The sequence below is a fragment of the Microbacterium sp. genome (genome assembly GCF_051953575.1).
GTDB lineage: Bacteria > Actinomycetota > Actinomycetes > Actinomycetales > Microbacteriaceae > Microbacterium.
Genome location: NZ_JBQCIP010000229.1, coordinates 1 through 14905 on the forward strand (window position 1 = coordinate 1; position 14905 = coordinate 14905).

The 14905-nt window shown below is 70.3% G+C and carries 13 protein-coding genes; 6 read left to right on the forward strand and 7 right to left on the reverse strand.

Annotation, left to right across the window (positions count from 1 at the left end):
* From ACTHNQ_RS13715 to ACTHNQ_RS13725, 3 genes are all read right to left on the reverse strand, one after another.
* Positions 1-605, reverse strand: a 605-nt coding sequence (locus ACTHNQ_RS13715; protein WP_440334207.1) for an NADPH-dependent F420 reductase, incomplete at its 3' end; no start/stop codon positions are given.
* A complete protein-coding gene (locus tag ACTHNQ_RS13720) occupies positions 602-1651 on the reverse strand; it encodes an LLM class flavin-dependent oxidoreductase (RefSeq protein WP_440334209.1) in 1050 nt (349 codons plus the stop codon). The genes ACTHNQ_RS13715 and ACTHNQ_RS13720, both read right to left, overlap by 4 nt.
* A 71-nt stretch (positions 1652-1722) precedes the next feature.
* Entirely contained in the window at positions 1723-2808 is a 1086-nt protein-coding gene (locus tag ACTHNQ_RS13725; protein ID WP_440334211.1) for an FUSC family protein, read from the reverse strand.
* A gap of 145 nt (positions 2809-2953) precedes the next feature.
* On the opposite strand from ACTHNQ_RS13725, the gene ACTHNQ_RS13730 reads away from it, so the two are divergent.
* Entirely contained in the window at positions 2954-3958 is a 1005-nt protein-coding gene (locus tag ACTHNQ_RS13730) for an aldo/keto reductase (protein WP_440334213.1), read from the forward strand.
* A gap of 58 nt (positions 3959-4016) precedes the next feature.
* Here the strand turns inward: ACTHNQ_RS13730 and ACTHNQ_RS13735 are convergent, their stop codons facing one another.
* Positions 4017-5903 (reverse strand): adenylyl cyclase, encoded by a 1887-nt coding sequence (locus ACTHNQ_RS13735; protein ID WP_440334215.1) that lies wholly within the window; start codon positions 5901-5903, stop codon positions 4017-4019.
* Positions 5904-6051: 148 nt separating this feature from the next.
* On the opposite strand from ACTHNQ_RS13735, the gene ACTHNQ_RS13740 reads away from it, so the two are divergent.
* From ACTHNQ_RS13740 to ACTHNQ_RS13755, 4 genes are all read left to right on the forward strand, one after another.
* Positions 6052-6855, forward strand: coding sequence for a glycosyltransferase (locus ACTHNQ_RS13740; RefSeq protein ID WP_440334217.1), 804 nt, complete (start codon positions 6052-6054; stop codon positions 6853-6855).
* A 56-nt stretch (positions 6856-6911) separates the two neighbouring features.
* A complete protein-coding gene (locus ACTHNQ_RS13745; protein WP_440334219.1) occupies positions 6912-7343 on the forward strand; it encodes an SRPBCC family protein in 432 nt (143 codons plus the stop codon).
* Positions 7340-7636, forward strand: coding sequence for a DUF1905 domain-containing protein (locus tag ACTHNQ_RS13750; RefSeq protein WP_440334220.1), 297 nt, complete (start codon positions 7340-7342; stop codon positions 7634-7636). Before ACTHNQ_RS13745 ends, ACTHNQ_RS13750 begins: the two co-directional genes overlap by 4 nt.
* A gap of 530 nt (positions 7637-8166) precedes the next feature.
* Complete coding sequence (locus ACTHNQ_RS13755; protein ID WP_440334222.1) at positions 8167-8613, forward strand: hypothetical protein; 447 nt, start codon at positions 8167-8169, stop codon at positions 8611-8613.
* Positions 8614-8801: 188 nt separating this feature from the next.
* Here ACTHNQ_RS13755 and ACTHNQ_RS13760 read toward each other — a convergent pair whose 3' ends face one another.
* The 3 genes from ACTHNQ_RS13760 to ACTHNQ_RS13770 form a co-directional block, all read right to left on the reverse strand.
* Positions 8802-10076, reverse strand: a complete 1275-nt coding sequence (locus ACTHNQ_RS13760; protein WP_440334224.1) for a Fic family protein — start codon at positions 10074-10076, stop codon at positions 8802-8804.
* 135 nt (positions 10077-10211) lie between these two features.
* A complete protein-coding gene (locus ACTHNQ_RS13765; protein ID WP_440334226.1) occupies positions 10212-11729 on the reverse strand; it encodes a DUF222 domain-containing protein in 1518 nt (505 codons plus the stop codon).
* 406 nt (positions 11730-12135) lie between these two features.
* Positions 12136-14076, reverse strand: a complete 1941-nt coding sequence (locus ACTHNQ_RS13770) for a DUF6541 family protein (protein ID WP_440334228.1) — start codon at positions 14074-14076, stop codon at positions 12136-12138.
* 313 nt (positions 14077-14389) lie between these two features.
* Here ACTHNQ_RS13770 and ACTHNQ_RS13775 point away from each other — a divergent pair, with 313 nt between their 5' ends.
* Positions 14390-14800 carry a pilus assembly FimT family protein gene (locus ACTHNQ_RS13775; RefSeq protein WP_440334230.1) on the forward strand — a complete coding sequence of 137 codons (411 nt, stop codon included), beginning with the start codon at positions 14390-14392 and terminating at the stop codon, positions 14798-14800.
* Positions 14801-14905: the final 105 nt, after the last annotated feature.

The following is a 14905-nucleotide window of genomic DNA, read 5'->3' on the forward strand; positions in this document are numbered from 1 at the left end:
GCGACCACGGGGTCGAAGCCGAGGTCGTCGACCAGGCGTGCGACGACGGCGAGGTCGGCCGGGTCGTCGCCGGCGATCGCGATCGCCTTGCGGCCCTCCGCACCGGCGGGCCGGGACTCCTCGTCGATGTCGTGGTAGCCCATGTGGTTGAAGGCCTTCACGACGCGCGCATCGGGGAGGAAGCGCTGGACGATCTCGCTCGTGGAGGTGCGCGGGTCATTGAGGTCGTCGCGCAGACCGTCGACCTCCCACCAGTAGTTCATGGCGTCGATGACGAGCTTGCCGCGCAGCTCGTCGACCGGCAGGCTCTGGTGCTTGCCGAGGGGGAGCGCGAGCAGCACGGCATCCGCTTCGCGGGCGACGTCGGATGCCGCAGCCGCCGTCGCTCCGGGCGCCAGCACGTCGATGGTCAGGGCGATGCGCGCCGGGTCTCCGGAGCCGGCGACGAGCACGCGGTAGCCGGCCGCGGCAGCGAGGCGGGCGAGGATCGTGCCGACCTTGCCGGCGCCGAGGATGCCGAGCGTGCCGATGCGGGCGGTGGCCGCATCCTCACCGTCGCTCGCGTCGGCGGCCTCGGGTTCCACGCCGGTCAGCGTATCGCTCACGCCGGGACCGCCGCCTTCTCTGCGAGCAGTTCGCGCACCATCGGCACGACCTTCGAGCCGTACAGCTCGACCGAGCGCAGGCGGGCGCTCGCGGGGGTCGACCCCGACGTGTAGATCAGGTCGAAGCGGCCCACATCAAGACCTCGCACCGCCGAGGCGATCTTGCGGGCGACGGTCTCGGGCGAGCCGACGTACATCGATCCGGTGCGCACCTCCTGCTCGAAGTGGCCGCGGCTGATCGGCGGCCAGCCGCGCTGCGCGCCGATGCGGTCGTGCATGACCTTGTAACGCGGCCAGACGATCTCGCGGGCCTCTTCGTCGGTGTCGGCGATGAAGCCGGGGGAGTGCATGCCGACGGGGAGCGGCGTGTGTCCGAACTGCTCCGACGCGCGACGGTAGAGGTCGACGTACGGGGAGAAGCGCCGCGGGTCGCCGCCGATGATGGCGAGCATGAGGGGGAAGCCGTAGTTCGCGGTGCGGACGACGGACTGCGGGGATCCGCCGACGCCCACCCACGTGCTCAGGTGGCCCGAGTCGGTCTTGGGGAAGACGTCCGCGTCGACCAGGGGCGCGCGGGTCGTGCCCTGCCAGGTGACGGGCTTCTCCTTCAGCAGTTCGGCGAACAGCGCGATCTTCTCCTCGAAGAGCACGTCGTAGTCGGCGAGGTCGTAGCCGAAGAGGGGGAACGACTCGGTGAACGAGCCGCGTCCGAGGATCACCTCGGCGCGTCCGTTCGACAGCGCGTCGACGGTCGCGAAGCGCTGGAAGACGCGCACCGGGTCGTCGGAGCTCAGCACGGTGACGCCGGAACCGAGGCGGATGCGCTCGGTCTTCGTCGCGATGCCGGCCAGCACCGTCTCGGGCGCCGAGATGGCGTATTCGGGGCGGTGGTGCTCCCCGACGAGGAACACGTCCACGCCCAGCTCGTCGGCGAGGACGGCCTCGTCGACGACCTGGCGGATCGCCGCGCCGTAGCTCAGCAGCGCGCCGTCGTCGCCCTCGGGGACGTCTCCGAAGGTGTCCAGTCCGAACTCGATGTCGCTCATGTCGTCCTCAACCGCGGGGTGGCGGCATCCATTCCCTTGAATGAAATGGATGCCGCATGCCGGGCGCGAGGTCAGACGAACGGCCGTGCCACATCGATGATGCGCCGCAGGCACAGTTCCACGGCGGCGCCGGTGGCCACGTCGTCGCGGCGGCGCGGACGGGGATCGCCCAGTGCATGCTGGTACGCCGCGAGCGCCTCGTCCGCGGCGCGGAGCCGATCGCGCGCCCGTGCGTCGCCGACCGGCGTGCCCACGAGGTCCGCCGCGCGGCGGATGGCGAGAGCGAGGTCGTCCCGCACGACGGCGATGAGGGTCCCGTCGTCGGTCGCGCGCAGCTCGAGCAGCAGATCGATGAGATCCCGGGTCAGGAAGGCGGCACGCTCGAGCGCCGCCATGCGCTGCGTGTTCTGCTCGCGCACGTCCTGATGCCGTCGTCGCCGAGGGTTGGCGCGGACGCTCTCTTCCGCCTCGTCGACGTCGCCCGCGACCGCCTCGCCCGTCCGGCTGAGCGTCTCGAGCGCCCGGTGCACGCGGTCGGCGTCGATCTCGTCGTGCGCGACGGCGTCGGCGAGGTCGGTGAGGACGTCCGTCACCGTGTCGCGCAGGGCCGACAGGCGTTCGCTCGCGCGTCGTAGATACAGGGGCGGCACGACGACGAGATTGACGGCGATGCCCACGACCACGCCGAACGCCGTCGTCCCGAGATAGGAGATCGAGAAGCCCTCGGGGTCTCCGCCGGCCGCGAGCAGCACGAACAGCGCCGCAAGGGCGACCCAGTCGCCGCCGGCCCCGAGCCACCGCAGGCCGCCGAGGAGCACGCCGACGCCGATGACAGTGCCGAGCACGACCCCGCCGGGGACGCCGAGGTGCATCGCCCCGATGCCGCACAGACTGATCGCGATGCCGAGGGCGAGTCCCATGAGCACCTGGCCGCCGACGCGGGCGGAGCGGGCGATCGTCGGGTGCATCGTGACGAGCGCACCGAGCGGGGCGTAGTACGAGTACTGGTCCTCGGCGAAGGGGATGAGCGGTGCGAGGTACCAGGCGAGCACCGCGGCCAGCGAGGTCTTGACGGCCAGCAGCAGCCGCGGCTGGTTCGCCAGACGAGCCGTGTACGACACGGCTCGTCGCAGCCGTGGAGTGCTCTCAAAGGTCACGTTTCCTCCCCTCGCCGCTCAACCTAGCCGCTGCCTGATGCCGCTCATGCGGCTTGCCATCAGGGCCGTTCGGCGTTAGGCGGCCGCCTCTCACGTCGTGGGATGCTGGTGTGCACACCTCTTGCCCCGACCCCGGAGGAACCTCATGCAGCAGCGCGCACTCGGCCGCACCGGACGCACGGTGTCGGCGATCGGACTCGGAACCTGGCAGCTCGGCGCGGACTGGGGCGCCGTCACCGAAGAGGACGCGACGGCGGTGCTGGCGGCATCCCTCGATCGCGGGGTGACGCTGTTCGACACCGCCGACGTGTACGGCGACGGGCGCAGCGAGACGATCATCGGGCGCTTCCTGGCGGAACGGCCAGGGCATGGCGTCACGGTCGCGACCAAGATGGGCCGGCGCCTGCCGCAGGAGCCCGAGAACTACACGCCCGAGAACTTCCGTGCGTGGACGGACCGGTCGCGTCGCAACCTCGGCGTCGACACGCTCGACCTGGTGCAGCTGCACTGCCCGCCGACCGCCGTGATCGAGGACGACGCGACCTACGACGCGCTCGATGCGCTCGTGGCGGACGGCGCCATCGCCGCGTACGGCGTCTCGGTCGAGACGTGCGCGCAGGCGCTCGCCGCGATCGCGCGTCCGAACGTGACGAACGTGCAGATCATCTTCAACCCCTTCCGGCTGAAGCCGCTCGACGCCGTGCTGCCCGCCGCGGCGGAGGCCGGAGTCGCGATCTTCGCCCGCGTGCCGCTCGCGTCTGGGCTGCTGTCGGGCAGGTACACCGCGCAGACGACGTTCGCCGCCGACGACCACCGCACGTACAACCGGCACGGTGAGGCGTTCGACCGCGGCGAGACGTTCTCGGGCGTCGACTTCGAGGTGGGCGTCGCCGCCGCCGCGGAACTCGCGGCCGCGCTCCCGGAGGGTGTCTCGCTGCCCGCCGCGACGCTCGCGTGGATCGCGTCCCAGCCGGGCGTGACGAGTGTCATCCCGGGTGCCCGCAACGTGGCTCAGGCGGAGTCGAACGCGGCCGCCGCCGCCCTGCTCGCGGGCGAGGGCGGTTCGGACTTCGACGTCGCCGCGTTCGACCGCGTCGTGCGCGAGGTCTACGACCGCGACCTGCGGGCGGCGATCCACCCGCTCTGGTGAACGACGGATGCCTCGACCCGGCGGTGTGCGCCGGGTCGAGGCATCCACTCGTTCTGCGTCAGGGCGCCGGGTAGTTCACCACGAACTGCGGCGTGCCGGTGTTGGTGTTGTCGGCCTGTCCGCCCACGCCGTTGACGACGTGCTGGATTGTGCCGGCCGACAGGTTGACCGTCATGATGTGGTGCAGCTGAACGCCCGGGGTCTGGGGCGCTTCGAAGCCGTTGGCGGTCAGGATCGACGGGTTGTTCTGGTTGAACACGTACACGCCCGCGCCGTCCAGGCGGTGGGTCGTGACGTCGTCGGCCACCTTGTAGCCCGGGTACCCGAGCGTGCCGTTCGGCTGCGTCCAGTCGGCCTGCGTGGGCGGGTCGTAGGGCAGCTCGTTCTGGTAGAGGATGACGCGGCCGTTCTCGCCGTTCCACAGCGTGTTGTACTGCTGGAAGTGCTCGACGAACAGGCCCGTCGCCGTCACGTCGTCGCCGTTCACGATGACGCCGTTGGTGCCGGTGTTGGTCGCCCAGCGCTGGTTGTCGCCGTTGACGCCGTCGGTCGGGTCGAAGCCCTCGACGCCGTGGTCGCCGCGCCACACCCAGATGTGGTCGATGAGCACGTCGTCGGAGTTGACCTCCAGCGCGGTGGTGGCCTTGCCGATGTGCGGGCCTCCGACGCGGAAGTACACGTCGCTGAGGGTGATGGGGTCGTCCGCATCGAGCGCCTTGTCGCTGTCGGCGGCGCCGACCCGCAGCAGGACGGGCGACAGCTTGGTGCCGGCGTCGATCGTGATGCCGGCGACGACGATGCCGTCGTTGTCCTTGACCTCGAGCGGCACCGCCCCGCCGACGGCGGTGAGGGTCGCGTGGCCGAGGCCGAGCACGACGGTGCCCGGGCGCTTGACCTGGATGGTCTTCGCGATGTCGTACACGCCGGGTGTGAGGATCAGGTTCTGCCCGCGGGAGAGCGCGTTGTTGATCTCCTGCACCGAGTCGCCCGGCTTCGCGATGAAGAAGTCGGTGATCGGGATGCTGCGGCCCGCGGTCTGCCCGTTCGCCCAGCTGATGCCGCTGGTGTCGCGCTGTGCCGCAGGGACGCGCACGTTGTAGCGGCCGTCGCCGTCGACGTACAGGTACGGCTTCTCACGGCTGATCGGGGTCTTGGCGACCGTCGTGTAGGGCGGGTTCGGGAACCCGGCGTCGTCCGGTGCGCCGACGACGCCCGAGAACACCTGGTTCCACACGCCGTTCGACCAGCCGGCGACCTCGGTGTTGCGCGTCAGCCACTGCTGCTGCGAGCCGCTGATCACGTACGGCAGCTTCGAGTCGGCGATGAAGCCGCCGCTCGCGTACTGGGGTCCGGCGGTGCAGTAGTCCATCAGCGACACGTTGGCGCCCGTGATGTCGAGGCGGCGCATCGACACCGCTTGCGACACCGCCCAGAAGTTCGCGCTCTGGCGGCATCCGTCCTGCCCGGCCTTCGCGACCGCGACGTGCAGGTTCGAGATGGTGCGCCAGAAGTTGACGAGCGCGAGACAGTTGCCCGTGCCGCCGTCGGCGAGGCAGCGGTTGTAGACCTCCAGGCCGCCGTTGAGGGTGACGTCGTCGGGCGATGCTCCGAGCCCGGCGATCTCGGTGTAGTAGCCGACCTTGATCTGCAGCGGGTCGGCGGCCGAGCCGTACTGGCCGGGGAGGAAGTAGACGGCCTTGCGGGCCGTGCTCATCTCGGCGTCGACCTGCTGGGCGTGCAGCGCGTCGAGCTCCGACCGGATCTGGGCGACGGGCGTGGCGGGGCTGTAGATCGTGACGTTCGGACCGAAGTCCGGGTGGAACGGGTCGACCGTGCGCGGTGGTGCCGCGACGGCCGGGGTGGCGAGCAGGGCGCTCGCGATGAGCGCGGCTCCGGTCGCCAGGGTGCCGAACCGTATGGCGCGGCGGTTCAGGGGGGTGGGCATGGATCGTCCTCTCCGTCGAGGTGGATGCGGCAGCTGTGCCGCTTACTTACCGGACTGTAACCAAATGGGGAAGCGGTCTCAAGACCTATTTCGCCGAGACCGCCCGCCGCTGCCCGGGCCGTCTGCGGGCCGGAGTAGGGTGTGGCTTGTGCCCCTCGCTCCCCGCGTCGCTGTGGTGATTCCGTGCCGCAACGACGCGGTGTACCTGGAGGCCTGCCTTGCGGCGCTCGCCGCGCAGACGCATCCGGCGGACCGGGTCGTGGTCGTCGACAACGCGAGCACGGATGCCTCGGCCGCCGTCGCCCGGCGGTTCGGCGCCGTGGTCGTGCGAGAGCCCGAGATCGGGATCTGGCCGGCCGCTGCGCGCGGTTACGACGAGGCGCTCGAGGGCGCCGACATCATCGCGCGCCTGGACGCCGACTCGCGCCCGCACCCTGACTGGGTGGCGCGGCTCGTCCGTGCGTTCGTGTCGGATCCGACGCTCGGTGTGCTGACGGGCGGCGCCGAGTTCTACGGCGGCTCGCCGCTGCAGAACTACCTCGGCGAGCGGTGGTACATCGGCGGCGGGCACTACTGGATCCGCAAATGGCTCGGCATCCCGCTGGTCTTCGGGTCGAACTTCGCGATGCGCACGCGCGTGTGGGAACGGGTGCGCGATCAGGTCGACCGCGGCAACGCCCGCATCCACGACGATCTCGACCTCACGATCCGTCTGCGGTCGTCGGACGGCGTGCGGTACGACCCGCAACTGCGCATGCCGGTGTCGGCGCGCCCGGTGCAGACGCTCGGCGGGTTGTCGCGCCGCGTGTTCAAGGTCGCGTCGACCTTCGCGGCGAGCTGGCCGGAAGGTGCCGCGTGGCGGCGGGCCGGCCTCGAGGGCGAGCAGCGAGGCCGGGTGGATGCCGCGGGCGAGTGGATCGCCGACGGCGACGAGTGGGCCCCCGAGTACTGAGTCTTCGTGACGGTGCTCCGTACCACCGTGTCGGCGCCGCGGCGTACGGTGGCCTCATGCATGAGCTGACCGAAGAGGCGCTGGTGGCGGCATCCGTCGACGACGTCTGGCGCGACTTCACCAGGTCCGCGCCGCTGGCGGAGTGGTACTGGCCGCCGCGGATGCAGACGACGGCGCTCGTCGAGCTGCGCGAGCTGGGGCGGTGGCAGGTGCGTTCCGAGCCGGCCGACCTCGCGGTCGAGGCGACCGTGCTCGCTGTCGACGCCCCGCGGTCGCTGCGGCTCGAGTGGCGGTGGGCCGGAGAGGATGCCGTGACCGACGTGGGCATCGAGCTCGACCCCGCAGCGGACGCGACCACGCGCGTGATCGTGCGTCATGCGGGGTTCGCGACGGCCGAAGAGCGGGAGCGTCACGTCGAGGGATGGTCGGACTGCCTGCAGCGACTCGTCGACCGGTACGGCGGGGCGCCGGGGGAACGGCTGCGGTGATCATCGAGTTCGACGGCGACGTCTTCCGCTGGGATGCCCGTGACGACGCCGCCTGGTTCTTCACGGCTGTCCCTGAAGAGCTGAGCGCCGATATCCGTGAGATCCCGCGGCCCTACCGCGGGTTCGGATCGGTGCGCGTGCAGGCACGCGTGGGCGGGAGCGAATGGCGCACGTCGATCTTCCCGAGCTCATCGGGGGAGTACGTGCTGCCACTGAAGAAGGCGGTGCGCACCGCCGAGAAGCTCGTCGAGGGCGGGCCGGTCTCGGTGCGGCTCGAAGTGCTCGACGGATAGCGTCCGCCTGCCGGCTCGGTTCCGGTAGGTTTGCGCTCGATCGACGGTCATTCTGCCTGGGGAGCATGATGTCAGATTCGAGCGACCGCCCGGGGGAGGCGGATGCGCAGGGCGCGGGGCCGCCCCAGGCGGGAGATGAGTCGGGCGCGCCGAACGGGGCGGGTGCACCAGACGGGCCGGGTGTGCCGGACGGGCCGGGTGCACCAGACAGGCCGGGTGCGCCGGACGGGGCGGGTGCGCCGGGCGGGCGGCGTGCGCGAAGCGCGCGAGATGCGCGGAACGTGCCGATGAGCCGGGCAGAGCTGCGGGCCGCCCGCGCGCGTGAAGCGGCAGAGGCGGCGGAGTCGGGAACCGCGGCGGCTGCGGGGCTCGATCGGGGTGCAGCGGGTGCGCAGGCCGCGGAGCCGGGCGCGGCGGGGCCGGGGGCGGCGGGGCCAGGGGCGACGGGGCCCGCCGATGCGACTGGCCTGGTCGCTCAGCCGAGGGCCGAGGCTGCTCTGTCGGCCGAGTCTGCGCAGTCCGCTGCTGCGGTGCCTCCGACTGGCGCCGTGCCGCCGATGCCTGACGAGGTCATCTCGCGTCGTGCGTCCGAGCAGATCGACCGCCAGCCGGAGCCGATCGTGTACCGTCCGGTGTCGGGCTCATATGTGGGGCAGCAGGGGCGCCCGCTGCCCGCGCCGACCGCGCGGAATGTGCCTGCGCGGATCGCGCTGGTGCTCATCCCGCTGGCCGCGCTGGGCGGGGCATCGGTGGTGCTGTGGTGGGGGCAGGCGGCGCCGACGGTCGCGGGCGTAGTGGCGCTCGTGAGTCTGACGCTGGCGGTGGGGGCGTTCTTCCTCGCGATCGGCGGGCTCGTGGTCGCTGTGCAGCGGCCGACGAAGAAGGCGACGTCGGTCGTCGCGCTCGCGCTGGCGCTGGTTCTGGTGGTCTGGCTGGGCGTCGTCATGGTGACGCTGGCGGTCACGATGGTGACGTGATCCAGTGCTGAGCCGGTGCGGAGCGTTGGCCGTGCGCGACGCTGGCGCTCACGATGGTGACGTGATCCAGCGCTGAGCCGGTGCGGAGCGTTGGCCGTGCGCGACGCCGGCGCCCACCACGGTGAGCTGATTCGGCGCTGAGCTGGCGCGGCGCGTTGGCCGTTCGCAACGCGCGGGGCGTCGCCGGGTCAGCGCAGCCGGCCGACGTGCGCGGCGTCGGGGACGGCCGGCCCGACGGTGGGCCGGCGGTGGCCGGTGTCGCTGCCGCCGACGCGGTTGCTGCGCTCGGTGAGGGCGACGAGCGCCAGGTGGCGGTCGGCGGTCCAGCAGATGAGGCGGCCGCGCTGGTCTTTGGTGCGGCCGAGGATGCCGGCATCCGCCAATTCGGTCAGAGCGCGGTGCGCGGCGACCGTCGAGACGCCGTGCTTCTGCGCGACCGATTCGATCGTCGGCACGGGGTCGGCGGCGAGCGAGGCGAGGATGCGCAGGACGACGGCGTCGCGCCGCGGGGTGGCGGGCGAGACGCCGCGGCTTCGGCGGTATGCGATGAGGTCGGAGAGGGTCTGCTCGTCGATGCGGGCGACGTCGGCGGCGAGCTGGACGGCGTTCTCGGCGGCGCGCTCGGTCGCCTGCGCGAAGCCGATGATCCAGTCGTCGAGCCGGGGCGGGTCCGCGCGGAACGCCGTGAGGCCGGAGATGTAGGCGTCGGTGTCACCGGCGAAGACGGTGCTGATCGGGATGAGGATGCTGCGCAGGGCGTCGGCGCGGTGCAGAACGGTGTGGATGAGCGCCCGGCCCGTGCGGCCGTTGCCGTCGATGAACGGGTGGATCGTCTCGAACTGGGCGTGTGCGATGGCGGCGCGGACGACAGGGTTGCCCGTCGTCTCGGTGACGAAGGCGGCGAGGTCCGCGACGAGGCGCGGCACTTCGGTCTCGGGAGGTGGGACGAACTCTGCGCGCAGCGGACTCCACCCGGGACCGCCGACCCAGTTCTGCTCGGTGCGCAACCCGGAAGGGAGTGTGGGCTCGATCACGTGCTGCAGGGTGACGATGTCGTCGGCGGTGACCGAACGCGTGCGGTCGGCGAGCGAGGCGATCGCCGCCTCGGTCGCGCGGACGTTGCCGATGACGTCGAGGGCCACGCGCGTGCCGGTATCGAGCGTCTCGGCGATCGCGAGCCGCTTCGGGGTGATGCGGTTGCCTTCGATCCAGGACGACGAGATGCTCTCGGACCGGATCAGCAGATGGTTCAGGTACGCGCCGTGCGCGCCGATGCGCTCGTCGGCACGGGCGAGGACGGCGAGGGCATCCTCGGCGGCGGCTTGCGCCTCTGGCCCGACCGGTGGCAGCGCGGTGCCCAGCTCGTCGGGCACGAAGGCGAGGTAGCGCCCGGCCGCGCGATCCCGGCGGCCGAGGTGGGAGGCGTCGCGGGCGTCCCACAGACGTTCGACGAAGGCGGGCACGGTGCACCTCCTAGGGTTGACGGACGGCGTGATTGATTAACTTTAGCGTGTATAAAGTTAATCAGAGTCGGTGCGTGCGAAAGGATATCCCGACGGGTGCGCGGCTGCCGGCGGCCGATGCCGCGATGGCGAAGGTCAGAACGGGGCGGGGTCGACGGGAACGGTCAGGTGCGTCGGGGTCACCCACCAGCGAGCCCCGGTGACCTCGTCGCGGTATAGCGTCATTCTGCTCTTCGTCTTGACGACGTGATGAGCGTGGCACAGCGGCGCGAGGTTGGTGTCGGCCGTGGTGCCGCCGTACTGCCAGTCGAGACGATGATCGAGGTCGCAATCCCGGGCGAGGCGTGTGCAGCCGGGGCTGATGCACACCGGATCTCGCACCCCGAGCCAGCGTCGGAGCGCATTCGGTACGCGATAGGTCTTGCGGTCGACGTCCAGCACGGTTCCTGTGACGGGGTGCGTCAGTATTCGAACCCAGTCGGATGCCTCGCCGGCCAGCCGCCGCGCGGTCGCGCTGTCGATCGGACCGTAGCCTTCGAGCGTCGCGGGCTCATCGCCGTGGCCGAGGAGCGTCAGCACGGGGACGGTGATCGCGACAGAGACCCGATCGCGACGGCGCTGAGTGGGAGCGGGTGCGGCGGTCGTGGCGAGGCTGATGTGCCCGCAGGTCGCGCACGGGGCGGCGCCGGCGGTGGCTTCATCTTCGGAGCCGGGGCTGCCGGCAGCGCCGGCATCCGGAATCGATCCCTGGAGCCTGGCGCGCTCGTCATCGCCGTCGAGCAGCAGATCCGTCGCGATGTCAGCTCGCAGTTGTGCGAGCGTCCGCTGTTCGCCGTCCTGCGCGCGCAGATCGCGCGCCTGGGCGTCGATGGTGCGGTACGAGCGGTGAAGGTCGACGGCGGTGCCCTGGATGCTCAGCGTCGCCATGCCGTCGGGCTCGCCAGTGAGCCAGACGTTGCGGTCTGCTCGGGCGCGTTCGTGGCGTGCGTCGATGTGCTCGGGGTGCACACGTTCGCGCACGATGCGCGCCCGCAGCCGGAACCGCGCAGGCGAGTGTGTCCGAGCGGCGCGTTCGACAGCCTCATCGAACGCGGCCCAGCTCTCAGGAGCGTCGTCGGGGAGTGTCGCGGCGTGCTGTGCGGCGGTGCCGGCGTTCTGCTCGGACACAGCGCCCGAGCTGAACGCGGCCCACGTGCGAGGGCATCGTTCGCGCAGCGTGTCGGCGTCGTGCGCGCGACGCCGGATCATGGTCTCGGACAGTCCGAGCCGCACCGCGAGGTCGAGAACGGCCGCGCGCTCGGCGACGTCGCGCCGCTCGGCGCGCACCTGCGCGGGGGAGCGGTCCTGCGGATCACGCCACAGCGGGTCGAGAGTCGGGTCGGGGCCCGTCCACGGGTCGGGGCAGGTGGCGGCATCCCTCAGGATCATCGCGATCGCGGCGTACTGATCGGCGATCAGCATGCGCGCCCTGACGGTGATGCCCTCAAGTGCGACGGCCGCGACCGTGTGTGCCTCGCCGGTCGACTGCAGGGCAAAGAGGGCGTCGTCGGGGTTGGTCCCCTCAGAATCACGGGGGTCGGGCGCGTAGCGCCAGTCGTCGGAGTGTTCAGCGCGCCACTCGAGGTCATCCTCGGGGTTCGTTGAAATGCTCACATGTCGAGCCTACTAGCACGACCTCAATATTGGAAGATATGTTCTAATATCGCTCAATGGCAAGGGCGCGATGTGAGGCTGTCGAGAAGCGCCGCACTGACCGTCATATCAGCAGCCGCGCTGCGAGCCCCCGACAACCCACCACCGCATCTGCGCCGTCGTCGCGTCGTAGCACCAGTCGGCCGGCGGCAGAGCCTCCGGCGCACGATCAGTGCCACCGTGTCCAAGAAAGCGCGAGCGCGTCCCGCCCATCGACGAGCCCTGGTGCGATCAGCGTCGGCTCTGATCAACGTGATCTTCGGCGGGCTTCGGACCGCTAGTCACGAGCACCGTCCGGGCTGAGCCTCGCAGAAGATCAGATGCCGCCGGCCGAAGTTCTCGGACCACCTGTGTCCGTGCGGCTGAGCTATTCCTCACTGAAGCCGCACCCGGCGATCCGGTACAGAGCCGAGTCGCCGACCTTGTGCACGAGTTCGACATTGGGGGAACCGGCGATGTCGTTGATGCCATCGAATCGTCGGTCGCCGGACAGCAGCTGACCGGGATGGAATTCGACGATCCATCGCACATCGAGTCGCCGTGCAACCTCGCACGCAGCGTCCTCGGGTGATGCGCGGGAGATGCCGTCGTAGAAGGCGCGCTGGTCGGCATCCAGAACCCCGAGGAGGTGCGGCTCGAGGAGTCGTCGGCCAGTCAGTGCGTAGATGAAACCCGAACCGTCACGGGGGTTGTTCGCGATCACGTCGTCCCGAGGAACGGTGACCTCGATGAGATCGACAAGCCGCCGTTCATCTGGGCCGACCCCGACCCGACTGGTCAGGGCATTGTCGGTCGGCGTGAACATCGCACGCAACGCCGCGTCGATATCGCGGACCGGGGCGGAATGCACGATCGTCGCTGTCATCGTAACCGCGGCGACGGTGAGGACCATCGTCTGCGGGGTGGGCCGGCCGGGGAGCCACCGATGCACCGCGCCCGAGAACCAGTCCCATGCCGCGACGAGGCCCGTCGCGGCGAGCGGAACGACGGTAATGGGAGCGAACGCGGCGATCCGGCTGGGATCGACGTACCACGGTCCTCCCACCACGAGTCGGATGAACTCGTCCCCGGCGATGGTCGCCACATACAGCACCGAGGCGGTCGCCCAGATTCCGAGCGCAAGCCAGTCGCGCCGTGTCCGGCGTCGGCACGCGGTCACCACGCCCAAGATCGTCGCCAGCGCGACGGCCACGGGGATGCCCTGCCCGATATATGCGGTGAGTGCGACATCGCCGATCGCTTCGGCAACCGACAATCGAAGCGTGTCCGGCTGGGTGATACCGGTGCGCAGGACGAGCATCATCGCGAGAACGAGGACGACATACAGCGCGACGCTCAGGGCGGCGACGCGGGCGCGGTGGGGCGCTTCGCGCGCGAGTCGGACTGCGGCAACCACGCTGACCGGCACCAACAGCACCGCGAGCATGACCAGCGCCGAAGGGTGCGCGACACCCAGTGCGGGCAGAGAAGCGGCGAATACGAGCCCGGCGGCTCTGCGTGCGACGAGTCCCTCTCCGGAGCCGGTCATCTCGATCGCCGCCGCGATGGCCGGGGGCAGCAACGCGATCGACAGCACGAGCGGATAGGTCCCCAGCGTCGCAATCAACATGAATGGATAGGTCGCGAACCCTGCCGAGACCACTCCTGCGGCGACGAGTACTGCTGTACGACCGCCGAAGAGTGTGCGGGTGAAGAGCACCACGGCCGTCGGCCACACGATGCACGCGATCGTGATGAGGCATGCGTTCGAGGCGATGGTGACGGGCGCACCGGCGATCTCGGCGACGAGCGCGACCACCTGATGCCAGCCGCTCGGGTAGAAGAACTCCTGGCCGGCGGGACGCAACAGCGTAGTGATGTCCCAAGGAGACGCCCTGCCGGTCTCGGTGATGAACCGTGCAGCGGCGAGGTGGAACACATTGTCGAACGATTGAGCGATGAGGTCCGGTGCAGGAAACGCGCCGAGCGATCGCAGGCCTAGGAGCGTGGCACCGACGCCCACCGCGACGACGGTCCACGCACCGCGGCCCCGAGTCGGAGCGGCCGGGCGAATTCGCAGCACGATCGTCGCGAGCCAGGCGAGTCCGGCTAGCACGACAGTGGATCCGAGCACCGGCCAGACCGAGAACGCCACGCCCAGGACCGACGTCGCCATTCCCGCAAGCCCGATCGCCGTCACGGACAGGAGCGGCGCGGCGGCCGCCAGCCACAGTCCCCGAAGACGCAAGGTGGCGCCGATGACGACGCCCGGGATCGCCAGCACCCCGATCGCTGCGACGATCGCCCACATCAACTGAAGCCCGGTCACCCCAACGTCCCCCCTCGACCGCTCCACAGCACAGTAGAGGGGGAGAGGAGGTCGCCGGTACGGAGTCGGCCCGTCGACCACGAAGTCTGCGCGACTTGGGCGATTCTTCGGGTAACCCTGAGCGAGCGCGTGGGTGGAGCTTGCGCCTGAGCGTGCAAGATCAGTCGCGGGAGGGGATCCACGCTTCGGGCGTGTGTCTCAAACCCAGCTCTAACGGAGTCTGGGATTTGTAACTGGGGTGTTTGAGGGCTGTCACTTGGGGTGGCGGTCGGTTAGAGCTGACCTACCAACTCACACTGGGGAGAGACACGCCATGCGTGCAACCATCAAGAACTACATCGAGGCCGCCAAGCGCCGCCGCGAAGAAGAGGGCGAAGAAGGCTTCTCCCTCATCGAGCTCATCATCGTCGTCGTGATCCTGGGCATTCTCGTGGCAATCGCCATTCCGATCTTCGCGAACATCTCGGCTCAGGCGGACCTCAACGCGGTGAAAGCGGCTGCCGCCAATGGTGCGACGGCAGCCGCAGCTGCTTTTGCCGACGACGAGAAGTCCGTCAGCGCCGACACTGCCGCAGAGTCGGCCGGCTCGAACGGCATCACGACCGCGATCGACTCGGGAGATTCCGTGACGAACGTATGTGTTGTGGCGCAGAGTGCGGACCACTGGGCCAAGGCAGGTCCGGGTTGCGCGTCGAGCCCCTCGGGAACCGGCACTGCGCCGTAACCTGAGTTGATCCTCGTGGGGGTGGGGGGCGCGCCCCAACCCCAACATGCATAATTATATTTTGGATTTATGCACGAGGGGATGTGGGGGGCTGAGGGGTCGGTG